At 63.9% G+C, this 20,829-nt stretch carries 22 protein-coding genes and 1 pseudogene; 13 read left to right on the plus strand and 10 right to left on the minus strand.

Features of this window, described 5'->3' with window-relative positions:
* Positions 1–402 (minus strand): peptide-methionine (R)-S-oxide reductase MsrB, encoded by a 402-nt coding sequence (gene msrB / locus ACIPZ8_RS16510; RefSeq protein ID WP_103449682.1) that lies wholly within the window; start codon positions 400–402, stop codon positions 1–3.
* A 178-nt stretch (positions 403–580) separates the two neighbouring features.
* Here msrB and ACIPZ8_RS16515 point away from each other — a divergent pair, with 178 nt between their 5' ends.
* Both ACIPZ8_RS16515 and htpX read left to right on the plus strand, forming a co-directional pair.
* Positions 581–1,792, plus strand: coding sequence for a pyridoxal phosphate-dependent aminotransferase (locus ACIPZ8_RS16515; protein ID WP_012313392.1), 1,212 nt, complete (start codon positions 581–583; stop codon positions 1,790–1,792).
* 292 nt (positions 1,793–2,084) lie between these two features.
* Positions 2,085–2,972 (plus strand): protease HtpX, encoded by an 888-nt coding sequence (gene htpX / locus ACIPZ8_RS16520; RefSeq protein ID WP_003259721.1) that lies wholly within the window; start codon positions 2,085–2,087, stop codon positions 2,970–2,972.
* Positions 2,973–3,022: 50 nt separating this feature from the next.
* Here htpX and ACIPZ8_RS16525 read toward each other — a convergent pair whose 3' ends face one another.
* Entirely contained in the window at positions 3,023–3,670 is a 648-nt protein-coding gene (locus ACIPZ8_RS16525) for a thiopurine S-methyltransferase (RefSeq protein WP_400725163.1), read from the minus strand.
* 101 nt (positions 3,671–3,771) lie between these two features.
* Between ACIPZ8_RS16525 and ACIPZ8_RS16530 the strand changes: the two genes are divergently transcribed.
* Positions 3,772–4,524 (plus strand): DODA-type extradiol aromatic ring-opening family dioxygenase, encoded by a 753-nt coding sequence (locus ACIPZ8_RS16530; RefSeq protein WP_400725166.1) that lies wholly within the window; start codon positions 3,772–3,774, stop codon positions 4,522–4,524.
* A 90-nt stretch (positions 4,525–4,614) separates the two neighbouring features.
* Here the strand turns inward: ACIPZ8_RS16530 and ACIPZ8_RS16535 are convergent.
* Both ACIPZ8_RS16535 and ACIPZ8_RS16540 read right to left on the minus strand, forming a co-directional pair.
* Positions 4,615–6,340, minus strand: a pseudogene (locus tag ACIPZ8_RS16535) (DEAD/DEAH box helicase).
* Positions 6,341–6,637: 297 nt separating this feature from the next.
* The gene (locus ACIPZ8_RS16540) at positions 6,638–7,393 is read right to left on the minus strand and encodes a spermidine synthase (protein ID WP_400725168.1); all 756 of its coding nucleotides are present in this window, start codon (positions 7,391–7,393) and stop codon (positions 6,638–6,640) included.
* Positions 7,394–7,510: 117 nt separating this feature from the next.
* Between ACIPZ8_RS16540 and ACIPZ8_RS16545 the strand changes: the two genes are divergently transcribed.
* Positions 7,511–8,857 (plus strand): class II 3-deoxy-7-phosphoheptulonate synthase, encoded by a 1,347-nt coding sequence (locus ACIPZ8_RS16545; RefSeq protein ID WP_079227016.1) that lies wholly within the window; start codon positions 7,511–7,513, stop codon positions 8,855–8,857.
* Here the strand turns inward: ACIPZ8_RS16545 and ACIPZ8_RS16550 are convergent.
* Together ACIPZ8_RS16550 and ACIPZ8_RS16555 are read right to left on the minus strand one after the other, a co-directional pair.
* Positions 8,838–10,052 carry a winged helix-turn-helix domain-containing protein gene (locus ACIPZ8_RS16550; RefSeq protein ID WP_400725171.1) on the minus strand — a complete coding sequence of 405 codons (1,215 nt, stop codon included), beginning with the start codon at positions 10,050–10,052 and terminating at the stop codon, positions 8,838–8,840. The two genes, ACIPZ8_RS16545 and ACIPZ8_RS16550, sit on opposite strands and share 20 nt — an antisense overlap.
* A gap of 127 nt (positions 10,053–10,179) precedes the next feature.
* Positions 10,180–10,398, minus strand: coding sequence for a DUF1127 domain-containing protein (locus tag ACIPZ8_RS16555; protein WP_400725174.1), 219 nt, complete (start codon positions 10,396–10,398; stop codon positions 10,180–10,182).
* Between the two features lie 96 nt (positions 10,399–10,494).
* On the opposite strand from ACIPZ8_RS16555, the gene ACIPZ8_RS16560 reads away from it, so the two are divergent.
* The gene (locus tag ACIPZ8_RS16560; RefSeq protein WP_400725177.1) at positions 10,495–11,346 is read left to right on the plus strand and encodes a LysR substrate-binding domain-containing protein; all 852 of its coding nucleotides are present in this window, start codon (positions 10,495–10,497) and stop codon (positions 11,344–11,346) included.
* A gap of 128 nt (positions 11,347–11,474) precedes the next feature.
* On the opposite strand, the gene ACIPZ8_RS16565 is transcribed toward ACIPZ8_RS16560, so the two are convergent.
* Positions 11,475–12,224 (minus strand): sulfite exporter TauE/SafE family protein, encoded by a 750-nt coding sequence (locus ACIPZ8_RS16565; protein ID WP_400725646.1) that lies wholly within the window; start codon positions 12,222–12,224, stop codon positions 11,475–11,477.
* Positions 12,225–12,337: 113 nt separating this feature from the next.
* Here ACIPZ8_RS16565 and ACIPZ8_RS16570 point away from each other — a divergent pair, with 113 nt between their 5' ends.
* The 3 genes from ACIPZ8_RS16570 to ACIPZ8_RS16580 all read left to right on the plus strand — a co-directional run bounded on the left by ACIPZ8_RS16570 (position 12,338) and on the right by ACIPZ8_RS16580 (position 14,375).
* On the plus strand, positions 12,338–13,294 hold the full coding sequence (locus ACIPZ8_RS16570) for a LysR family transcriptional regulator (protein WP_400725180.1): 957 nt from the start codon (positions 12,338–12,340) through the stop codon (positions 13,292–13,294).
* Positions 13,295–13,349: 55 nt separating this feature from the next.
* Positions 13,350–13,805 (plus strand): MarR family winged helix-turn-helix transcriptional regulator, encoded by a 456-nt coding sequence (locus tag ACIPZ8_RS16575; protein WP_400725183.1) that lies wholly within the window; start codon positions 13,350–13,352, stop codon positions 13,803–13,805.
* A gap of 141 nt (positions 13,806–13,946) precedes the next feature.
* A complete protein-coding gene (locus ACIPZ8_RS16580) occupies positions 13,947–14,375 on the plus strand; it encodes an organic hydroperoxide resistance protein (protein WP_027596038.1) in 429 nt (142 codons plus the stop codon).
* A gap of 56 nt (positions 14,376–14,431) precedes the next feature.
* Here the strand turns inward: ACIPZ8_RS16580 and efp are convergent, their stop codons facing one another.
* Positions 14,432–15,001, minus strand: a complete 570-nt coding sequence (gene efp / locus ACIPZ8_RS16585; protein WP_027919495.1) for an elongation factor P — start codon at positions 14,999–15,001, stop codon at positions 14,432–14,434.
* Between the two features lie 48 nt (positions 15,002–15,049).
* Positions 15,050–16,183 (minus strand): elongation factor P maturation arginine rhamnosyltransferase EarP, encoded by a 1,134-nt coding sequence (gene earP, locus ACIPZ8_RS16590; RefSeq protein ID WP_400725187.1) that lies wholly within the window; start codon positions 16,181–16,183, stop codon positions 15,050–15,052.
* 132 nt (positions 16,184–16,315) lie between these two features.
* On the opposite strand from earP, the gene ACIPZ8_RS16595 reads away from it, so the two are divergent.
* Positions 16,316–16,708, plus strand: a complete 393-nt coding sequence (locus ACIPZ8_RS16595; protein ID WP_400725190.1) for a hypothetical protein — start codon at positions 16,316–16,318, stop codon at positions 16,706–16,708.
* Positions 16,709–16,710: 2 nt separating this feature from the next.
* Complete coding sequence (locus ACIPZ8_RS16600; RefSeq protein ID WP_400725193.1) at positions 16,711–17,181, plus strand: transcription elongation factor GreAB; 471 nt, start codon at positions 16,711–16,713, stop codon at positions 17,179–17,181.
* A 15-nt stretch (positions 17,182–17,196) separates the two neighbouring features.
* On the opposite strand, the gene ACIPZ8_RS16605 is transcribed toward ACIPZ8_RS16600, so the two are convergent.
* Positions 17,197–18,135 carry a LysR family transcriptional regulator gene (locus ACIPZ8_RS16605; RefSeq protein ID WP_400725196.1) on the minus strand — a complete coding sequence of 313 codons (939 nt, stop codon included), beginning with the start codon at positions 18,133–18,135 and terminating at the stop codon, positions 17,197–17,199.
* A gap of 117 nt (positions 18,136–18,252) precedes the next feature.
* Here ACIPZ8_RS16605 and ACIPZ8_RS16610 point away from each other — a divergent pair, with 117 nt between their 5' ends.
* The 3 genes from ACIPZ8_RS16610 to ACIPZ8_RS16620 all read left to right on the plus strand — a co-directional run bounded on the left by ACIPZ8_RS16610 (position 18,253) and on the right by ACIPZ8_RS16620 (position 20,820).
* The gene (locus tag ACIPZ8_RS16610) at positions 18,253–19,002 is read left to right on the plus strand and encodes a 3-oxoacyl-ACP reductase family protein (protein ID WP_400725199.1); all 750 of its coding nucleotides are present in this window, start codon (positions 18,253–18,255) and stop codon (positions 19,000–19,002) included.
* A gap of 136 nt (positions 19,003–19,138) precedes the next feature.
* A complete protein-coding gene (locus ACIPZ8_RS16615) occupies positions 19,139–20,320 on the plus strand; it encodes an MFS transporter (RefSeq protein ID WP_400725202.1) in 1,182 nt (393 codons plus the stop codon).
* 119 nt (positions 20,321–20,439) lie between these two features.
* Entirely contained in the window at positions 20,440–20,820 is a 381-nt protein-coding gene (locus ACIPZ8_RS16620) for a hypothetical protein (RefSeq protein WP_400725205.1), read from the plus strand.
* The last annotated feature ends 9 nt before the right edge of the window (positions 20,821–20,829 follow it).

A 20,829-nucleotide genomic window follows, 5' to 3' on the forward strand; every position in this document is an offset into this window, starting at 1 on the left:
TCAGGCTCCGTCGCGGGGTTTGAAGTCCAGGCACACCGAGTTGATGCAGTAACGCAGGCCGGTCGGTGGCGGGCCGTCGGGGAATACATGGCCCAGATGCGCATCGCACTGGGCACAGGTGACCTCGGTGCGGATCATGCCGTGGGAGGTGTCGCGGATCTCGACCATCGCGCTTTCCTCGATCGGCGCGTAGAAGCTCGGCCAGCCGCAGCCGGAGTCGAACTTGGTCTGCGAGTCGAACAGCGGCAGGTCACAGCAGATGCAGTGGTACACGCCGGCACGGCGCTCGCTGTTGTACTTGCCGCTGAACGGCCGTTCGGTGCCCTTGAGGCGGCACACCTGATACTGGGCGGGATCGAGCATTTCGCGCCATTCTTCAAGTGTCTTGTCGATCTTTTGCATATGGGGACCTCGGCAGGCTGAATTTCACCTCGCACTGTCTTTTCCGTAGCGCGGGTGGCACGTATATTAGTTGGCTTCGTGTGCAAGGCCTCAAGTCTGGCACCCGCTTCCTGCCCTTTCAAACCTTTCGAAGGTTTCGAAGAGGGCCGCAGTGCGTATTCTCAATCGGGACCACATCATGCAGTTCAGCAAATCGAACAAGCTCGCCAATGTCTGCTACGACATTCGCGGCCCAGTGCTCAAGCACGCCAAACGCCTGGAGGAGGAAGGCCACCGCATCCTCAAGCTGAACATCGGCAACCCGGCGCCGTTTGGCTTCGAGGCGCCGGACGAAATCCTTCAGGATGTGATCCGCAACCTGCCCACCGCCCAGGGCTACAGCGATTCCAAGGGCCTGTTCAGCGCGCGCAAGGCAGTGATGCAGTACTGCCAGCAGAAGGAAATCGAAGGCGTCACCATCGAGGACATCTACCTCGGCAACGGCGTGTCCGAGCTGATCGTGATGTCGATGCAGGCGCTGCTGAACAACGGCGACGAAGTGCTGATCCCGGCCCCCGACTACCCGCTGTGGACCGCCGCAGTGAGCCTGGCCGGTGGCAAGCCGGTGCACTACCTGTGCGACGAGCAGGCCGACTGGTTCCCGGACCTGGAAGACATCAAGGCCAAGATCACCCCGAACACCAAGGCCCTGGTCATCATCAACCCGAACAACCCGACGGGTGCGGTGTACTCCAAAGAGCTGCTGCTGGGCATGCTGGAGCTGGCGCGCCAGCACAACCTGGTGGTGTTCTCCGACGAGATCTACGACAAGATCCTCTACGATGAAGCCGTGCACATCAGCACCGCCTCGCTGGCCCCGGACCTGCTGTGCCTGACCTTCAACGGCCTGTCCAAGTCGTACCGGGTGGCCGGCTTCCGTTCCGGCTGGCTGATCATCTCCGGGCCCAAGCATCACGCCCAGAGCTACATCGAAGGCATCGACATGCTGGCCAACATGCGCCTGTGCGCCAACGTGCCGGCCCAGCATGCCATCCAGACCGCCCTGGGCGGCTACCAGAGCATCAACGACCTGGTGCTGCCGCCGGGCCGCCTGCTGGAGCAGCGCAACCGCACCTACGAGCTGCTCAACGACATCCCGGGCGTCAGCTGCGTGAAGCCGATGGGCGCGCTGTATGCCTTCCCGCGGATCGACCCGAAGGTCTGCCCGATCCTCAACGACGAGAAGTTCGCCCTCGACCTGCTGTTGTCGGAGAAACTGCTGATCGTTCAGGGCACGGCGTTCAACTGGCCGTGGCCGGACCACTTCCGCGTGGTGACCCTGCCGCGGGTGGACGACCTTGAAGCCGCGATTGGCCGGATCGGTAATTTCCTGCGGACTTATTCGCAGTAAGTCATGGCCTTTTCGCGGGCAAGCCCGCTCCCACAGGAGTTGCACAGGGTTCGAGACTTGTGACATCCCTGTGGGAGCCGCGCTTGCCGGCGATGGGCCGCAAAGCGGCCCCATGCACCCTCGCAGAATGTTTCTTACATCCTGCAACGCTCTATCTCACAGCCCGCGCAAAATCCTCTGCCATACTCCGCCGTACACAGTTTGAAATAGTCGCCCGATTGAATCGCCGCGGCAGGGACCTTATATACCCCGCAGTAAGCGACAACTCATCCGTCAGGAGAACGTAACAACCATGATGCGCATTCTGTTGTTTGTAGCCACCAACCTTGCGGTGGTGCTGGTTGCAAGCATTACCCTGAGCCTGTTCGGCTTCAACGGGTTCATGGCCGCCAACGGGGTTGACCTCAACCTCAGCAGCCTGCTGGTCTTCTGCGCCGTGTTCGGCTTCGCCGGCTCGCTGGTCTCGCTGTTCATCTCCAAGTGGATGGCGAAGATGACCACCGGCACCCAGATCATCAGCCAGCCGCGCACGCGCCACGAGCAGTGGCTGCTGCAAACGGTCGAAGAGCTGTCCCGCGAGGCGGGCATCAAGATGCCGGAGGTGGGCATTTTCCCGGCCTACGAGGCCAACGCCTTCGCCACTGGCTGGAACCGCAACGACGCGCTGGTAGCCGTATCCCAGGGCCTGCTGGAACGCTTCTCGCCCGATGAAGTGCGCGCCGTGCTGGCCCACGAAATCGGCCACGTGGCCAACGGTGACATGGTCACCCTGGCGCTGGTGCAGGGCGTGGTGAACACCTTCGTGATGTTCTTTGCCCGCATCATCGGCAACTTCGTCGACAAGGTGATCTTCAAGAACGAAGAAGGCCAGGGCATCGCCTACTACGTGGCGACCATCGTCGCCGAGCTGATCCTGGGCATCCTCGCCAGCATGATCGTCATGTGGTTCTCGCGCCGTCGCGAGTACCGTGCCGACGAAGCCGGTGCACAACTGGCCGGTACCGCTGCAATGATCGGCGCCCTGCAGCGCCTGCGCGTGGAACAAGGCCTGCCGGTGCACATGCCCGACACCATGAAGGCTTTCGGCATCAATGGCGGCCTCAAGCACGGCCTGGCCGGCCTGCTGATGAGCCACCCGCCGCTGGAAGACCGCATCGAGGCCCTGCGCCGCCGCGGTTGATCCAACCGCTAAGGAAAAGGGCGACTTCGGTCGCCCTTTTTCGTAAACGCTCAGAACTGTACGCGGTAGGCCCGTTCAATCAGGCTGTTCACCCCGGCTTGCAGGAACTTCGGGCTCTCCCCGATCACTTCGTGCGCCTCCAGCGCTTGCACCTGCCAACCGGCAAACCCACGCCGCACTTCATCATCGGTCACTGAAAACGGCGGCCCAGCCAGCCATTCCTGCTGATAATCCAAGGTTACCAGCAGCCCGACACCTGCCGGTAACGCCTGGGAAAGCAAATGCATGTATCGCTCGCGCATTTCAGGCGGCAGGGCAATCAGTGCGGCGCGATCATAGAGCGCCACACAATCCGCCACATCCTCCGTGCGCAAGGCAAAGAAGTCGCCACACCAAAGCTCCACATCGCCACTGCGCCAGACTTCGAAGGCACCCTGCTGCACCACCTGCGGCTCCAGCCCATGCTCATGGAAGAACGCCGCCACCGCCCGCTGCGACAACTCGACCCCCAACACCCGGTGCCCCTGCCCCGCCAGCCAGGCCAGGTCCAGGCTCTTGCCACACAGCGGCACCAGCACGCGGCTGCCCGGCGCCAGCTGCAACCGTGGCCAATACCGTTGCAGATAAGGGTTCACCTGCGCTTGATGAAAACCGATCTGGTTGTCGGCCCACCGCTGCTGCCAGAACGCTGGCTCCATGATCACTCCCGATTTTTAGATGGTTTTTCGGCAAAACTTGGTTTGGATTTCGATCGGTAGTTGATCGAAGATGGTTGCATCTTAACCCTCAGGACCCCGCCATGCTGCCCAGCCTGTTCATTTCCCACGGTTCTCCCATGCTTGCCCTGCAACCCGGCGCCAGCGGGCCGGCATTGGCCGGGCTGGCCAATGCCTTGCCACGGCCGAAGGCGATCGTGGTGGTGTCGGCGCACTGGGAGAGCCGCGAGCTGCTGGTGACCAGCGGCGCGCAGCCAGAAACCTGGCACGACTTTTACGGCTTCCCGCCGGCACTGTACGCCGTTCAATACCCGGCGCCGGGCGAGCCGGTCCTGGCCAGCCGGGTCGCAGAATTGTTACAGGCCCGCCTGGACCCGCAGCGACCGTTCGATCACGGCGCCTGGGTGCCGCTGTCGTTGATGTACCCGGATGCAGGCATTCCGGTGATACAGGTTTCGTTGCCCAGCCAGATGGGGCCGGGGTTGCAGATCAAGGTTGGCCAGGCGCTGGCCGGGTTGCGTGCTGAAGGCGTTTTGCTGGTGGGTTCCGGCAGCATCACGCACAACCTGGGTGAACTGGACTGGCATGCCGGACCCGATGTGATCGAGCCCTGGGCCCTGGCGTTCCGGGATTGGGTGGTGGAGCGGCTCAAGACAGATGACCAGGCAGCGCTGCTGGATTACCGGAAGCAGGCGCCATTTGCAGCGCGTAACCACCCCAGTGACGAGCATTTGCTGCCGCTGTTCTTTGCCTTGGGGGCTGGAGACAGGTTCGGGATCGTGCACCAGGGTTTCACCCTGGGGGCGCTGGGGATGGACATCTACCGGTTCGACTGAAGGACCTCTTCGCAGGCAAGCCCTCGAAGAGGCCGGCACAGGCAAAAAAAATCCCCGACCAAGGCCGGGGATTTTTTTATTGCGCCAGGATCAATCTTCGCGATAACGGCGCAGCTTCAGCTGCTTGCCGGCCACACGAGTGTCCTTGAGCTTGGTCAGCAGACGCTCCAGGCCATCTTCCGGCAGCTCGATCAGGCTGAAGCTGTCGCGCACCTGGATGCGGCCAATGGCGTCACGTGCCAGGCCACCTTCGTTGAGGATCGCGCCCAGCAGGTTCTTGGCGGCAATACCATCACGGGCACCCAGGGCGGTACGGCAACGCACACGGCCTTCGGCCAGCGGCATCGGCGCACGACGCTCACGGTCACCACCACGGTCGCCACGATCACCACGGTCGCTGCGCTCACCACGCTCGGTACGCTCGCCACGCGGGGCGAAGCTCGGTACCAGCGGCTGCTCGCGCTCTACGGCGGCCAGGTCCAGCGCCTGGCCATTGGTGGCCTTGCGCAGCAGGGCCGAAGCCAGGGCACGCGCGCTGCAACCCAGGTCGGCAGTCAGGCGGTCGAACAGCTCGCCATGGGTGGCTTCCGCTTCGGCCACCAGCGGCGCCAGGCTCGAGGTCAGCTTCTTGATGCGGGCGTCCAGTACAGCCTGGGCGTTCGGCAGGCGGGCTTCGGCAACCTTCTGCCCGGTCACGCGCTCGATCACCTGCAGCATGCGACGCTCACGCGGGGTAACCAGCAGCAGCGCACGGCCATCACGACCGGCACGGCCGGTACGACCGATACGGTGCACGTAGGACTCCGGGTCGTACGGCATGTCGACGTTGAACACGTGAGTGATGCGCGGTACGTCCAGACCACGGGCAGCGACGTCGGTGGCGACGACGATGTCCAGGCGGCCATCCTTGAGCGAGTCGATCACGCGCTCACGCTGGTTCTGGGCGATGTCGCCGTTCAGCGCAGCAGCCTTGTAGCCCTTGGCTTCCAGCGCGGCGGCCAGGTCCAGGGTGGCTTGCTTGGTGCGCACGAAAGCAATCAGCGCGTCGAACTCTTCGACTTCCAGCAGACGCAGAACAGCCGGGATCTTCTGGTCGGCGTGGACCATCAGGTGGGCCTGCTCGATCGCGGTGACGGTCTGGGTCTTGCTCTGGATCTTGACGTGCTTGGGCTCGCGCAGGTGGCGTTCGGCGATCGAGCGGATAGACGACGGCAGGGTGGCGGAGAACAGTACGGTCTGGCGGCTGGCCGGGATGGCATCGAAGATCACTTCGAGGTCGTCCATGAAGCCCAGCTTGAGCATTTCGTCGGCTTCGTCCAGTACCAGGTACTGCACGGTCGACAGGACTTTCTCGTCACGACGCAGGTGGTCGCACAGACGGCCCGGGGTGGCGACGACGATTTGCGCGCCGTTGCGAATGGCACGCAGCTGTGGGCCCATCGGGGCGCCACCGTAAACGGCCACTACATTAACGCCTGGCATCTGCTTGGCGTAGGTTTCGAAAGCGGTGGCTACTTGCAGCGCCAACTCACGGGTTGGCGCCAGGATCAGGGCTTGCGGTTCGCGCTTGCTCACATCGATCTTGTTGAGGATCGGCAGGGCGAAGGCAGCGGTCTTGCCGGTGCCAGTCTGCGCCTGGCCGATCATGTCGTGACCGGCGAGGATGATCGGGATCGATTGTTGCTGAATGGCGGACGGCTCTTCGTAGCCGGTAGCCAGAACGGCAGCAACAATGTTCGGATTAAGATCGAGAGCGGCGAAGCCGCCGGTTTCCTGGGTCATGGGTCTGCCTCTAAGTGCATCCGCAAAGACCCATGCTGCAAAGCTGCACATGCCTTGAAAGACCGGAACGGTCACCCAGGCAGCTTTGTCGGCGGGGATTTGCGAAAACGATTGAAAAAGAAAACTTTGGGAAGGTCCGCCTAGCGGACGTGCAGCCGAAGCTGGACTCGGAGGATTTGCACCACCTGATTTTGAGGTCCGCTAAAAGACCGGCGCGTACTATACCCGAAATAATAGTGAGGAGTGAGTAAATTTTTCTGGCCCAACGGCCAGTATCGGGCCATCAGGCGGCAGCAGCTGAATCGGTTTTCTACGCAAGCCCGCGCGGCTATCAGGTCGCAGGGCGGATCTCGCGAATCAGCCCTTCCAGGCTATACCCCAACCGAGGCGCCAAGGCCTCGGCCCGCGCCCGCAGGCCGTCGAGGTCCAGGTGCTGCTCCAGGTCCGCCGGCACCAGCAGGATCACATTGCCCTCCTTCACCGGCAGCTCCCAGTAATGCCGGTGGTACAACCCGCGCAACAGCGCCGCGCCCAGCGGCTTGCCGTCGTCGTTGGCCCACTGGTTGATCACCAGCCAGCCACCCGGGTTGAGTTTCTTCTGGCAGTTCTCGAGGAACTTCCACGCCAGGTGCCCGACACCCGGCCCGTAGTCGGTATAAAGGTCGACGAACAGCAGGTCGGCCTGCTCGGCCGTGGGCAGCAACTCCAGGGCGTCACCAATGCGCACGTACAGCCGCGGGTCATCGTCCAGCCCCATGTATTCCATGGCCAGGCGCGGTACGTCCGCACGCAGTTCGATGGCCTCGATGTCCTCCAGCGGCAGGAACTTCATGCACGCCTGGGTCAGGGTGCCGGCGCCCAGGCCGAGAAACAGCGCACTCTCCGGCTGTTCATGGCACAGCGCGCCGACAAGCATGGCGCGGGTATAGTCGTACTCCAGCCAGCTGGGGTCGGCGGTGAACACGCAGCTCTGCTCGATGGCATCGCCGAATTCGAGGAAGCGGTAATCCTCCACCTCGTACACGCTGATGACGCCAAAGGCATCCTCGACCCGGGCCAACAGCTTCTCTTCCCGCTCCGTCGCCATCTACCTGCCACCCACCCGCGCAAAAACGCGCATTGTCCGTCAACGCCCCGGATGCAACAAGCGCGGCGCCAACTGATACCATGGCAGGCAGCCTAAACAGACAATACCGAGCCTGTGATGAACCGACCGTGGAGCCCTGACAGCTGGCGTGCCCTGCCGATCCAGCAGCAACCGACCTACCCCGACGCCGCGCACCTGCTCAAGGTCGAGCAGACCCTGGCCAGCTACCCGCCGCTGGTGTTCGCCGGCGAGGCGCGCGAGCTGCGCCGGCAGTTCGCCGAGGTCACCGAGGGCCGCGCCTTCCTGCTGCAGGGCGGCGACTGCGCCGAGAGCTTCGCCGAGTTCTCGGCGGCGAAGATCCGCGACACCTTCAAGGTGTTGCTGCAGATGGCCATCGTCATGACCTTCGCCGCCGGCTGCCCGGTGGTGAAGGTCGGGCGCATGGCCGGGCAGTTCGCCAAGCCGCGCTCCTCGGGCGACGAGACCATCGGCAACGTCACCCTGCCGGCCTACCGCGGCGACATCGTCAACGGCATCGGCTTCGACGAAAAGAGCCGCGTGCCGGACCCGGAGCGCCTGTTGCAGGCCTACCACCAGGCCACTGCCAGCCTCAACCTGCTGCGCGCCTTCGCCCAGGGCGGCTTCGCCGACCTGCACCAGGTGCACAAGTGGAACCTCGACTTCATCGCCAACTCGGCGCTGGCCGACAAATACCACCAGTTGGCCAACCGCATCGACGAAACCCTGGCGTTCATGCGCGCCTGCGGCCTCGACAGCGCACCACAACTGCGTGAAACCAGTTTCTTCACGGCCCACGAAGCGCTGCTGCTCAACTATGAAGAAGCCTTCGTGCGCCAGGACAGCCTGACCGGCGACTACTACGACTGCTCGGCGCACATGCTGTGGATCGGTGACCGCACCCGCCAGCTCGACGGCGCCCATGTCGAATTCCTGCGCGGCGTGCACAACCCGATCGGGGTCAAGGTCGGCCCGAGCATGAACCCCGAAGAGCTGATCCGCCTGATCGACACGCTCAACCCGGCCAATGACCCCGGTCGCCTCAACCTGATCGTGCGCATGGGCGCCGGCAAGGTCGGCGCACACCTGCCCGGGCTGATCCGCACCGTCGAGCGCGAGGGGCGCAAGGTGCTGTGGAGTTCGGACCCGATGCACGGCAACACCATCAAGGCCAGCAGCGGCTACAAGACCCGCGACTTCGCACAGATCCTCGACGAGGTGAAGCAGTTCTTCCAGGTGCACCAGGCCGAGGGCAGCCATGCCGGCGGTATCCATATCGAAATGACCGGGCAGAACGTCACCGAGTGCATCGGCGGCGCCCGGCCGATCACCGAGGATGCCCTGTCCGACCGCTACCACACCCACTGCGACCCGCGGATGAACGCCGATCAGTCGCTGGAACTGGCCTTCCTGATCGCCGAAACCCTCAAGCAGGTGCGGCGCTGAGCAAGGCCTGACGCAACTGGCTGCCCTCAGCCCGAGGGCAGTTCAGTTGCACCCGCTCCAGGCCCAGCCACCGGGCCATGCGCAGCAGATTGCCCGCCAGGGCCTGATAGCCCTCCGCGTCCAACGGTATCGATTCCGCATGCACGGCATGCACCGCCAGTTGCCCCTGGGCGCGCTCGGCGCGCAGGTCCAGGCGCGCGGCGATGCGTTCGCGGTGCAGGAAAGGCAGCACGTAGTAGCCGTACACCCGCTTGTGCGCCGGGGTGTAGATCTCCAGGCGGTAGTGGAAATCGAACAGCCGCTCGGTGCGATTGCGCTCCCAGACCAGCGAATCGAACGGCGACAACAGCGCGCTGGCGTCGATACGCCGAGGGATGCGTGGGGTGCCGGCACAGTAGGCGAGCAGCTTCCAGCCTTGCACCTCGACCGGCTGCAGGCGGCCGTCGGCGACCAGCTCGTCCAGCGCCGCCCTGCCCTGGCCGGGTTCGAGGCGGAAGTAGTCACGCAAGTCGCGCTCGGTGGCCACGCCCAGGGCCGTGGCGGCATGCAGCATCAGGCCTTGATGGGCTTCGGCTTCACTCGGCAACGGCTGTTGCAGAACCGCCTTGGGCAGGACCCTTTCCGGTACGTCATAAAGCCGTTCGAAGCCGCGGCGCCCCGCCACCGTCACTTCACCGACGGCGAACAGCCATTCCAGCGCGTGCTTTTCCTCGCTCCAGTCCCACCACGGGCCGGCCCGCTCCTGCCGGGTGGACAGGCTGCCCGCGCCCAGCGCGCCTTGTTCGCGCACGGCGGCCAGTACGCGGGCGATCACGTCCTGGCGTTCGCGGCCGAACTGCGCAAGCTGGCGGTAGATGCCGCGGCCGTCGGCCGCATGAGCCATGCGCCAGCGCATCAGCGGGTAAAGGCTCAGGGGGAGTAATGACGCTTCGTGGCCCCAGTATTCGAACAGCTGGCGACCACGGCCCCAGGCAAGTTGATCGAGCATTTCCGGTGGGTAGCCGCCGAGGCGGGAGAACAACGGCAGATAATGGGAGCGAACCACGGCGTTGACCGAGTCGATCTGCACGACGCCCAGACGTTGCAGCATGCGCTTCAATGCGGGCAGGGTCGGTGGGGAGTCAGGCTGTTTGCCGAATCCTTGGGCAGACAAGGCCAGGCGGCGGGCCTGGCTGATGGACATCTTGAGCGGCAAGCCTGATCTCCTTGTGGTAGGTCTACCTGCCTCATCGCGGCTAAAGCCGCTCCTACAGGTTTACCGAATCCCCTGTAGGAGCGGCTTTAGCCGCGATGAGGCAGGTAGACCCACCGACAAACTTAGCCTATTTGCGCAACGGGTCATCCCAGAAATGCCGCTCGGCCTCTTGCTGGATATCCGCCCGGCTCAAGCCCAGGTCATGCAAGGTCGCATCACTCAGGCTGGCCAGTTCCTGGCGCTGGCGGTACAGCTGCAGCCACCGGACCGGGCGGTCCAGGGCCACATGCCACAGGTGGTTCAGGGAAAAGGCAGGTTGCTGGATGCTGCTGACATGACCTTTCATCGTGAAGCCCTCCGTGTTGATGGCTCCAGTCTCTGCCCAGGCTTATGATCAATCCAACGAATGTTTCTGATGCCATGCATCTCGGAGATTGATGCAATGTCCCAGTACCAGAGCCTCGATGCCGATGTGCTGCGCACCTTCGTCGCCATCGCCGAGCAAGGCGGCTTCACCCGCGCCGGCGAAGTGGTCAACCGCACCCAGTCGGCGGTGAGCATGCAGATGAAACGCCTGGAAGAAGACATCCTGCAGCGCCAGCTGTTCGAGCGCGACGGCCGCCAGGTCAGGCTGACCGCCGAGGGCCAGGTCCTGCTCGGCTATGCCCGGCGCATCCTCAAGCTGCATGGCGAAGTGTTCAACACCCTGCGCATGCCGCACATGGTCGGGATGGTGCGCATCGGCACGCCAGATGACTACGCCATGCGCTTTCTGCCGACCATCCTCGCGAGCTTCGCCCAGGCTTACCCGCTGGTGCAGGTGGAGGTGCATTGCGACTCGTCCAAGCAGCTGATGCTGCGCCAGGACCTGGACCTGACCATCGTGACCCGCGAGCCGGGCAACGAGGTTGGCCAGTTGCTGCGCCAGGAGCGCCTGGTGTGGGCGGCGGCTGAAGGTTTCTGCCCACAGGAACAGCGGCCAATGCCACTGGCGTTATTCAACACCGACTGTTTCTGCCGCGCCTGGACCTGCAACGCCCTGGAGGCCCAGGGCATCGACTACCGCATCGCCTACACCAGCCCCAGCCTGGCGGCGATCTTTGCCATCGTTACCGCCGGGCTTGCAGTGACGGCGCAATTGCAGAGCCTGGTCGGTGGCAACATCCGCATTCTCGGCGAGAACGATGGGTTGCCGCAGTTACCACTGGCAAACGTGATGCTGCTGCGCAACAGCCAGGGTCAGTCGCCTATCACCGACTGCATGGCCGATTACATCGTTGAAGGGTTCCTATAATCTGGGGCTGCTTTGCAGCCCATCGCAGGCAAGCCAGCTCCCACAGGTGCTGCACAACGCCTGAAGCCTACGCTATCCCTGTGGGAGCTGGCTTGCCTGCGATGGGCCGCAAAGCGGCCCCGGCGATCTCACAGTTCGAAGCCCAGCATCACCGCACACACCACCAGGAACACACAGAACATCGCCCGCAATGCTTTCTCCGGCAGTGCATGGGCCAGTTTCACCCCCCAGCTGATGCTCAGCAGCCCACCGACCGCCAAAGGAATGCCCACACTCCAGTCAACGCTGTGGTGCACCCCATAGGTCACCAGGGTCACCAAGGTACTCGGTGCCGCCAACGCCAGCGACAGCCCCTGCGCCACCACCTGGGTGGTGCCGAACACACTGGTCAGGATCGGCGTGGCCACTACTGCCCCACCCACGCCGAACAGGCCACCCATGGTCCCGGCAAAACTGCCCAGCACGCCCAGCCAGGGCCAGGCATGGCGCAGCTCGGCACTGGGCGGCGAGACCTTGAGAATCATCCGCGCCACGTTCCAGATAGCCAGCGCCACCAGGAAGCCAACGAAGCCCAGGCGCATCGAGTGGGCGTCGATACCCACCGCCCAGATCGACCCCAGCCAGGCGAACAGGAAGCTGCACAGCGACAGCGGCACGGCATGGCGCAACTCGATGCGGTTGCGCTGGTGATAGCGCCACAGCGCCAGCAGCACATTCGGCACCACCATCACCAGCGCCGTGCCCTGGGCCAACTGCTGATCGAGACCGAACAGCACGCCCAATGCCGGGATGGCGATCAGGCCGCCGCCGATACCGAACAACCCACCCATGGTGCCCAGGCCGGCACCCAGCACGATATACAACAACCACTCGATCATCAGGGCCTCATCCGCCAGCAGTTTGAATGCGAGCATGCTAACGACTGGGCGCTAGCGGGGAAACGCACAGCAACGCACAATGGCTGTGCGCTTCACGCACAAGCAGAGTGACCATGAGCCCCGATACCCTGACTGAACAACTGAGCTTGTTTCTCGATGTGCTCGAGAGCGGCAGTTTTTCCGCCGCCGCCCGTCGCCACCCGCTGACACCGTCCGCCGTGGCGCGGCGCATCGACAACCTGGAAAGCGCCGTGGGCAGTCGCCTGTTCACCCGCAGCACCCATGCCGTACGCGCCACCCCGGCGGGCAACGCCTTCGCCGAGCGAGCCCGGCGCATCATCGAGGAACTGCGCCTGGCCCGCGCCGAGGCGGTATCACTGAGCAATGCCCCGGAGGGCCTGATCCGCATCGACGCCCCGGCCGCCTTCGGCCGCCGTCACCTGGCGCCGGCGATCGCCGACTTTCTGCTGGCCTATCCAGGCCTGGATGTGCAATTGCGCTTGATCGACAGTTTCGTCGACCTGCAGGGCAGCCACCTGGGCGAGGTCGACCTGGTCCTGCGCGCCGGCCCCCTGGCCGACACCCGCCTGGTCGCAACAAAACTGGCGCACATGGTGCGTATCGCCTGCGCCAGCCCTGCCTACCTGGCCAGCCGCGGCATGCCCAGCTGCCCCAGCGAACTGCCCGGCCACGACGGCCTCGACTGGGACGGCCTGGCGCCACCTTTCGCCTGGCGCTTCGCGGTCGACGGGCAGATGCGCCTGTATCGCCCGGCACGCATGCGCATGGCTGCCAACAACGCCGAGACCCTGTTGTTCGGCGCCCTCGCCGGCCTCGGCATCGCCCACCTGCCGACCTGGCTGATCAGCGACTACCTGCTGCGCGGCGAACTGCTGCCGCTGTTCTGCGACAACGGCCTGCCGGAGGCTGAAACCAGCGGTATTTATGCACTGCGCCTTGAACATGAAACGAACTCTCGCAGCCGTTTGCTGCTCGAATTTCTCAAGAGCCGCTTCAGCCCGGTTCCACCTTGGGACCTGGCGCTGCGCAGTGAACTGCGCTGGCAATAAGCGCCCCAACCTTCAGCGTGCTAGATTTCTCCATTGATGACATTCAAGGACCTGCATGAACGCCAACACCCAAGCTTCCTGTGACGAGCTGCTGCTGGACAACCAGGTCTGCTTTGCCCTGCATTCCACCTCGTTGCTGATGACCAAGGTCTACAAGCCCCTGTTGCAAACGCTGGGGCTGACCTACCCGCAGTACCTGGCCATGCTCGTGCTGTGGGAGCAGGACGGCCTCACCGTAGGCGAGATCAGCCAGCACCTGCTGACCGACCCCGGCTCGCTCACGCCCCTGCTCAAGCGCCTGGAAAGCGAAGGCCTGCTGCAGCGCAACCGCAGCCGCGAGGATGAGCGGGTGGTGCTGGTGCAGCTGACCGACAAGGGCCGCGCCTTGCAGCAGCAGGCCCGGGAAGTGCCGCAGTGCATCCTCAAGGCCTGCGGCCTCAGCCTCGAACGCCTGCAACAGCTGCAGGCCGACCTGCTGGAGCTGCGCGAAAGCCTGCAAAAAAACCTCTGACGGCTACGCTGTGTGATGCCCGTTCGGATGAGCGGTGAAAATTTATCTTGCGCACTAACTAATTGCGCGCTAATTTAAATCCCGTACCCACCCGACGCCACCTGATCACCAGGGGCGCACAGCACACTAGCGAGGCTCAAGATGCAAAAGGTCACTCCGCTGTACATCGCAGAAGCCACCTCCACCGGCGGTCGCGACGGCAAATCCCGCTCCAGCGACGGCAAGCTGGAAGTCAAGCTGAGCACCCCCAAGGAACTCGGCGGCGCCGGTGGTGACGGCACCAACCCTGAGCAGATGTTCGCCGCCGGCTATTCGGCCTGCTTCATCGGCGCCCTGAAGTTCGTGGCCGGCCAGGAGAAGAAAGCCCTGCCTGCGGATGCCTCGATCACCGCCAACGTCGGTATCGGCCAGATCCCGGGTGGTTTCGGTCTGGACATCGACCTGCACATCAACCTGCCAGGCCTGGCCCAGGCCGATGCCGAAGGGCTGGTGGAAAAGGCCCACAAGGTCTGCCCTTACTCCAACGCCACCCGCGGCAATGTGGATGTGCGTTTGCATGTGACCGTGTAAATCACAGGCACAAAAAAACCCGGCCAAGGCCGGGTTTTTGCGTTTCGCAAGAAGGATTACTTCTTGGAGCGGCCTTTGAAGCTGTTGTCGCGAGTGTCGATGTCGATCCACTCGTCGATAGCGATGAAGTCGGCAACCTGGATCTCGGTACCGTTTGCCAGCTTGGCAGGCTTCATGACTTTACCGGAGGTGTCGCCACGAGCAGCGTTCTCGGTGTAGACGACCTTACGGCTGATGGTGGTCGGCAGTTCAACCGATACCAGGCGGCCTTCGAAGAACACGGCTTCGCAGACGTCTTCCATGCCTTCTTCGATGTACGGCAGAACGGCTTCGATGTCCTCGGCGTTCAGCTCGTACATGGTGTAGTCGGTGGTGTCCATGAAGGTGTATTCGTCACCGTTGATGAACGACAGGGTCGCTTCTTTGCGATCCAGGATCACGTCGTCCAGCTTGTCGTCCGCACCGTACACGGTTTCGGTCTTGTAGCCGGTCAGCAGGTTCTTCAGCTTGGTCTTCATGATCGCGCTGTTACGGCCCGACTTGGTGAATTCAGCTTTCTGAACCAGCCACGGATCGTTATCGATGCGCAGAACGGTACCGGGTTTGATTTCTTTACCAGTTTTCATTGCAAAATATCCGAATCTGGATGGATTTATAAAAATCGAGGCCGCGTATCATAGCGAATTTCGGTAAAAGTGTACTAGCGCTGCGGCAAGGTCCGGCCGAGCGGCCTGACTCACTGCCCAATCGGCGGCGTGCTGCTGCAGTTCCGCCCAGTGTTTGCGGGCGCCTTGCCAGGCCGCGTGCATGTCGCGGTCCATGTTCCAGGCACGCCACAAGGCCATCAGCGCCTCGTTGGCGGCGTCCGACAAGCCCTGTCGATAATGGCCGAGGAAGGCTTCGAGCTTTTCCCAGTGGGCATTTTCGTCCTGCACGTAGATGTGCCACAGCATCGGCCGGCCGGCCCACTGGGCGCGCACGAACGAATCCTCGCCACGCACCGCGTTGAAATCGCAGCTCCACAGCAGGCGGTCATAATCGTCCTGGCTGACGAACGGCAGGATCTGCACGGTCAACGTGCCGCGCCGGTGCACATCGCCTGGCTGCAGCTGCTGCTCACCCAGCCAGGCACCCAGGTCGCCGAGAATGCGCCCCTGCGGCACCAGCAGGTGAACCGGCTCGGTATCCTCGACCAGCGCATCGAGCCAACGGCCCAATTGGCCGTTTTCGTAGGCGAACAGCGACATCAGCAGTGCACCGGGCTGCACCTGCACGCCCAGGCCCTGGAGGAATGCCGCACGCGCTTCGGCCGACTGCTCGAAGGCCTGCCGGCGCGGCAGCAGGCTGGCCTCGCGCAACAGCCCGCCGGTCTTGTCGGTGAAGCCCGGGAAGAAGAACACCTTGCGCAGGCCATTGGGTTGTGGCGATGGCAAGCCATGGCAGCCCTCGACCCAGTCCTCTGCGCTGAGGTATTCGAGGTTCAGCCACAGCACCGGCGCCGTGCGTGTGCGCATCGCTTCGACGTAAGCTGCCGGCAACTGGCAGGCAAACGCACCAATCACAACGTCGGCAGGCTCAGCAGGCTGCCAGTCGGCAGGCCAAAAGCGCACGTCGACGCCTTGCTGCCATTGCTGCGCGGCACGGGGATCGGCACCTGGGCACAGCGGCACGAAGGCATTCAGGTCGTCCACCCACAGGCGCACCGCCAGGTCGTGCTCAGCCACCAACTGCCGGGCCAGGCGCCAGGTCACACCGATGTCGCCATAGTTGTCGACGACGCTGCAGAATATGTCCCAGGTGGTTTTCATGTGCCCTGCCTCGCCCTGCGCAAAAACTGCGAATTCTGCGGATAAATTGTCGTCGACAAAAGCATCACACGGAAAAAAGCGCCAGCGCCATGCGACAATGGCACCCTCGCCCCGCCCTGCCAGGAGGCCGCCATGCCCCGCCACCGCGAACTGAAGATTACCCTCAAACCACTGCAACTGATTTTCTGCGTGGCCTTTGGCCTTTGGCTCGGCGCCGTGGCGATCGCCCTGAGCCTGTGGCTGGCCCTGCAAGCGTGGCCCGAACAACTGGAACCCGTGGCCCTGGCGGTTGCACCGGCCTACAGCAAGCCGGCCGCAGCACCGGTGCCCTCAGTGGACGCCCAGGGCGAGATGTTCGAGCGCTACAAGGACATCCTGCACAAGCAGGAAATGCAACAGGCCGCCGAGGCCGCCCAGGGCAACCCGCGCAACCTCAACAGCCCCAAGTGCCAGTTCTGGCTTGCCCAGAACCGCACCGCGCCTACCGACAAGAGCCAGGCCAACGTACTGGAGTTCTGCTACTGACCATGGACAAGGCCACCCTGCTCACGCGCATCGTCGCAGCCCTGGAAACCGACATGGAGGTATTGCGCCGCGCGGCCCAGACCGCCTACGAAGCGGCCACTGCCGAAGAGAACATCGCCGAGAACAAGTACGACACTCTGGGGTTGGAAGCGTCGTACCTGGCCACTGGGCAGGCGCGGCGCACGGCTGAAATTCGCCAGGCGCTGCTGACCTACCAGCAATTGCTGTTGCGCGAGTATGACCCGGCGCGAGGGGTGCAGGTGAGCAACCTGGTGACGCTGGAAGATGAAGATGGCGGGCGGCGGTTGCTGTTTCTCGGGCCAGAGGCGGCGGGCTTGAAGATTGGCGAGGGGGATGAACGGGTGACCGTGATCACCCCGCGCTCGCCATTGGGACAGCAACTGGTGGCCAAGAAAGTCGATGATGAGGTGCGTCTCGGCACTCAGTTTTTCTACATCATTGATGTTGCCTGAGCTGGCAACCCACTTCTAAGCCCCTGAGAGCGCATCGAAGCGAGTCGCCAACCCCCGCTCGGCAAACTGCTCCACCACAAAGTCGATGAACGCCCGGGTCTTGCCCGGCAACAGCTTGTGCTCGGCGTAATACAAGCTGATATGTCCATCATCCACATACCAGTCCGGCAGCACTCGCTGCAGCTGCCCGGCCTCCAGATAAGGCACGGCAAACGGCAAACTGACCAGGGCAATCCCCAACCCCTGCTGCGCCACCGCACACGCTGCATCCGAATCGCTCATGGTCATCGCCTGGCGCAACAGCAACGGTTGCTGTTCCTGCCAACGGCTGGTCAAGGGCCAGGAACGTACCCGCCCGGTCTGCGGGGAGCGGATCAGAATCCCGTCATGACGCTGCAACACCTGCGGATCGTCGATAACGGCATGCCGGCCCAGGTACGCGGGCGCCGCCACCAGCACCCGATGCGCGGGGGTCAGCTTGCGCGCCACGACGCCCAGCGGCAGCTCGAAACCACCGCCAATGGCCGCATCGAAACCCTGGCCGATCAGGTCGACCTGGCGGTTGTCGAAATGCCAGTCCGGGGTGATCGCCGGGTAGCGGCGCAGAAATTCCCCCAGCAGCGGCAGCACGTACAGGCGGCCGAAAACGGTGCCCATGCTCACCCGCAGCAGCCCGGCCGGCTGACCTTCAGCACTGGCCAGGTTGGCCACGGCGTACTGGATGGTGCGAAAGCTGTCGCTCACCTCACCGAGAAAACGCTGCCCCGCCTCGGTCAAGGTCAGCTTGCGCGTACTACGCTGGAACAGCCGCACCCCGAGGCGCGCTTCCAGCTGGGCAACGTGCTTGCCCACTGCCGCCGGGGTGATGCTCAGGCGCCGGGCCGCCTCGGCGAAACTGCCCACCTCGGCGCTTCGGATGAAGCACTCGAGGGCGTTGAAAGACTCCATGGCCATGATTACCAACCAAAGGTTTACTCTGCTGATAGTGATTGCCATCTTATCAGCAGGTAATCATCGGTCGATACTGCGTCCATCCAAGGCATCCGGCCTTGCTTCCAGCAGGAGATCAGCATGTCCAAGCAACTTACCCTCGAAGGCAAAGTCGCCTTCGTCCAAGGCGGCTCGCGCGGTATCGGCGCGGCCATCGTGCGGCGCCTGGCTCGCGAAGGTGCACAGGTGGCCTTCACCTACGTCAGCTCTGCCGGCCCTGCCGAAGCGCTGGCCGAAGAGGTCAAGGCCGCTGGCGGCCGGGCCCTGGCCCTGCGCGCCGACAGCGCCGACGCCGCAGCCCTGCAACTGGCGGTGGACGACACCGTGAAGGCGTTCGGCCGCCTCGATATCCTGGTGAACAACGCTGGCGTGCTGGCGGTTGCGCCGCTGGCCGAGTTCGACCTGGCGGACTTCGACCGCACCCTCGCGGTCAACGTGCGCAGCGTGTTCGTCGCCAGCCAGGCCGCTGCCCGCTATATGGGCCAGGGTGGGCGCATCATCAACATCGGCAGCACCAATGCCGAACGCATGCCGTTCGCCGGTGGCGCCCCGTATGCCATGAGCAAGTCGGCGCTGGTCGGCCTGACCAAGGGCATGGCCCGTGACCTGGGGCCGCAGGGGATTACCGTGAATAATGTGCAGCCGGGCCCGGTGGACACCGACATGAACCCGGCCAGTGGCGAGTTTGCCGAAAGCCTGATTCCGCTGATGGCCATCGGGCGGTACGGGCAGGCGGACGAGATTGCCAGCTTCGTGGCCTATCTCGCAGGGCCTGAGGCGGGTTACATCACCGGGGCCAGCTTGTTGGCCGATGGTGGGTTTGCGGCTTGAGGGTTGTATGAAGGCGGCAACGTGCATGGCTTGAGTTGTATGCTGGTGCAGAGATCGAGCGCCGCGCGGGCGGCGCTCGATCCCACAGGCACAACAAAATCACCGAAGAACACCCCCAGCACCAAACGAGAATCTCATGAAAGCCCCCTCCCTGAGCCGCGCCCTGATCCTGCTGATGGCCACCGCCACCGGCCTGGCCGTGGCCAGCAACTACTACGCGCAACCGCTGCTGCACAGCATCGCCCAACAGTTCGGCCTGAGTACTGCCAGCGCCGGCAGCATCGTCATCGCCGCGCAACTCAGCTATGGCGCCGGCCTGCTGCTGCTGGCGCCGCTGGGCGACCTGTTCGAACAACGTCGGCTGATCGTGGTGATGACGGCCATTTCCACCCTGGGCCTGGTCATCAGCGCCTGTGCCCCAAGCCTGCCCTGGTTGCTGCTCGGCACCGCGCTCACCGGCCTGTTTTCGGTGGTGGCGCAGATCCTGGTGCCGATGGCCGCCACCCTGAGTGAGCCGCATCAGCGCGGCCGCGCGGTGGGCACATTGATGAGCGGGCTGCTGCTGGGCATCCTGCTGGCACGTACCGCGGCCGGTTTCATGGCCGAACTGGGCGGCTGGCGCAGCATCTATGTGCTCGCTGCCGTGCTGATGGCGCTCGCAGCACTGGCGCTGTACCGCAACCTGCCTGAACACAATAGCCATGCCGGTCTGAAGTACCCGGCGCTGATCGGCTCGGTGTTCCGCCTGTTCATCGAAGAGCCGGTGCTGCGCCTGCGCTCGCTGCTTGGCCTGCTGGCGTTCAGCCTGTTCGCACTGTTCTGGACACCACTGGCCTTCCTGCTGGCACGCGAGCCCTACCATTACTCCGATGCGGTCATCGGACTGTTCGGCCTGGCCGGTGCGGCCGGTGCACTGGCAGCCAACTGGGCCGGGCGCCTGGCCGACCGCGGCAAGGGCTCGCTGGGGACCACCGTCGGGCTGGTGGCGCTGCTGCTGTCGTGGATCCCGCTGGGCTTTGCCGAAAGTTCGCTGCTGGCCTTGCTGGCAGGCGTGCTGGTGCTCGACCTGGCCGTGCAACTGGTGCACGTGAGCAATCAGAATGCGGTGATCGCTTTGCGACCTGAAGCACGTACGCGACTGAATGCCGGCTACATCACCTGCTACTTCATCGGCGGTGCGCTAGGCTCGTTGCTGGGCACGCAGCTGTTCCAGCGGCAAGGGTGGATGGGCATCGTCGTGGCAGGCCTGGCAATCGGCACGCTGGCCCTGGTGGTATGGGGCCTGGCACAGCGCAAGGCCGCCCCCCAGCTAGCCTGAAGCCACCATTGAGGGCAACAGACCTCCGTATTACCCTCCGTCGCCTGGTCGTTGACTTGCCTGCCCAGGCGGCGCTCAGTAGGCGCTGGTCAAGGACCTTTCACTGACAGGATGAATCAATGACAAGACTCACGGTGCAATCCGGCGATTTCTTGCAAGGTGAAGGCGAGTTTCGCAATGGATCGCTCACACTCAAGACCCCGCGCAGCCCTTCACCCGGCGAACGCATTTCTCTGGCCCGCATCGCTGACCTGCGCCTGGCCAGCCTGGAGTCCAGCCGCAGCCTGGGTACCGCCCTCGGCTGGGGCGTGGCCGGGGCACTGGTAGCCGGCCCGGTGGGCCTGCTGGCCGGGCTCTGGCTGGGCGGCAAAGAGGAAGAAGCCACCTTCCTGGCCACCTTCAAGGATGGCCGCAAACTGATGGCCATCACCGATGGCAAGACCTGGTCGAAGATCGACGACACCTGGCGCCAGCATCGCCGCCCGTCAACTGCTGACTGAGCCCCTGCA

The organism is Pseudomonas sp. NPDC089422, assembly GCF_044749405.1.
In the GTDB taxonomy this organism is placed as follows: domain Bacteria; phylum Pseudomonadota; class Gammaproteobacteria; order Pseudomonadales; family Pseudomonadaceae; genus Aquipseudomonas.

Excerpts from the sequence above, each read along its gene's own strand:
- ACIPZ8_RS16570 (WP_400725180.1), top strand. The coding sequence starts at position 12,338 with ATGAGCCCCGATACCCTGACTGAACAACTGAGCTTGTTTCTCGATGTG.
- ACIPZ8_RS16620 (WP_400725205.1), top strand. The coding sequence starts at position 20,440 with ATGACAAGACTCACGGTGCAATCCGGCGATTTCTTGCAAGGTGAAGGC.
- ACIPZ8_RS16595 (WP_400725190.1), top strand. The coding sequence starts at position 16,316 with ATGCCCCGCCACCGCGAACTGAAGATTACCCTCAAACCACTGCAACTG.
- ACIPZ8_RS16515 (WP_012313392.1), top strand. The coding sequence starts at position 581 with ATGCAGTTCAGCAAATCGAACAAGCTCGCCAATGTCTGCTACGACATT.
- ACIPZ8_RS16530 (WP_400725166.1), top strand. The coding sequence starts at position 3,772 with ATGCTGCCCAGCCTGTTCATTTCCCACGGTTCTCCCATGCTTGCCCTG.
- ACIPZ8_RS16575 (WP_400725183.1), top strand. The coding sequence starts at position 13,350 with ATGAACGCCAACACCCAAGCTTCCTGTGACGAGCTGCTGCTGGACAAC.
- ACIPZ8_RS16600 (WP_400725193.1), top strand. The coding sequence starts at position 16,711 with ATGGACAAGGCCACCCTGCTCACGCGCATCGTCGCAGCCCTGGAAACC.
- ACIPZ8_RS16560 (WP_400725177.1), top strand. The coding sequence starts at position 10,495 with ATGTCCCAGTACCAGAGCCTCGATGCCGATGTGCTGCGCACCTTCGTC.
- ACIPZ8_RS16610 (WP_400725199.1), top strand. The coding sequence starts at position 18,253 with ATGTCCAAGCAACTTACCCTCGAAGGCAAAGTCGCCTTCGTCCAAGGC.
- msrB (WP_103449682.1), bottom strand. The coding sequence starts at position 402 with ATGCAAAAGATCGACAAGACACTTGAAGAATGGCGCGAAATGCTCGAT.
- ACIPZ8_RS16545 (WP_079227016.1), top strand. The coding sequence starts at position 7,511 with ATGAACCGACCGTGGAGCCCTGACAGCTGGCGTGCCCTGCCGATCCAG.
- ACIPZ8_RS16615 (WP_400725202.1), top strand. The coding sequence starts at position 19,139 with ATGAAAGCCCCCTCCCTGAGCCGCGCCCTGATCCTGCTGATGGCCACC.
- ACIPZ8_RS16580 (WP_027596038.1), top strand. The coding sequence starts at position 13,947 with ATGCAAAAGGTCACTCCGCTGTACATCGCAGAAGCCACCTCCACCGGC.
- efp (WP_027919495.1), bottom strand. The coding sequence starts at position 15,001 with ATGAAAACTGGTAAAGAAATCAAACCCGGTACCGTTCTGCGCATCGAT.
- htpX (WP_003259721.1), top strand. The coding sequence starts at position 2,085 with ATGATGCGCATTCTGTTGTTTGTAGCCACCAACCTTGCGGTGGTGCTG.
- earP (WP_400725187.1), bottom strand. The coding sequence starts at position 16,183 with ATGAAAACCACCTGGGACATATTCTGCAGCGTCGTCGACAACTATGGC.
- ACIPZ8_RS16540 (WP_400725168.1), bottom strand. The coding sequence starts at position 7,393 with ATGGCGACGGAGCGGGAAGAGAAGCTGTTGGCCCGGGTCGAGGATGCC.
- ACIPZ8_RS16555 (WP_400725174.1), bottom strand. The coding sequence starts at position 10,398 with ATGAAAGGTCATGTCAGCAGCATCCAGCAACCTGCCTTTTCCCTGAAC.
- ACIPZ8_RS16565 (WP_400725646.1), bottom strand. The coding sequence starts at position 12,224 with ATGATCGAGTGGTTGTTGTATATCGTGCTGGGTGCCGGCCTGGGCACC.
- ACIPZ8_RS16525 (WP_400725163.1), bottom strand. The coding sequence starts at position 3,670 with ATGGAGCCAGCGTTCTGGCAGCAGCGGTGGGCCGACAACCAGATCGGT.
- ACIPZ8_RS16605 (WP_400725196.1), bottom strand. The coding sequence starts at position 18,135 with ATGGCCATGGAGTCTTTCAACGCCCTCGAGTGCTTCATCCGAAGCGCC.